Here is a 234-nt window from a genome sequence, read left to right as displayed (position 1 = left end):
GTAGAAGGAACGAAGACATGGAAAGACGGAAATGCGAAAGATCGTCCGGAAATGATCAAAGTAGACTTACTACAAAACGGTAAAGTAGTAGATACAAAAGAAGTAACAGCGGCAACAGAATGGAAGTACACATTTGAAAACCTAAAAGCATACGATGCAGAAGGTAAAGCATACAAGTATGAAGTGAAAGAGCAAGCAGTACCAGGATATGAATCAAAAGTAAGTGGTACTGAC

Annotated in this window: 1 protein-coding gene; it reads left to right on the top strand. The window is 38.9% G+C overall.

Going from position 1 to position 234, the window contains the following annotated elements; translation table 11 throughout:
- On the top strand, positions 1-234 hold a 234-nt coding region (locus JDS95_RS30870), incomplete at both ends, for a Cna B-type domain-containing protein (protein ID WP_199691076.1).

Source organism: Bacillus cereus group sp. N24 (assembly GCF_016483345.1).
Classification (GTDB): Bacteria; Bacillota; Bacilli; order Bacillales; family Bacillaceae_G; genus Bacillus_A; species Bacillus_A toyonensis.
Note: the sequence above shows the minus strand (reverse complement) of the source record. Positions and strands in the feature narration are given on the sequence as shown.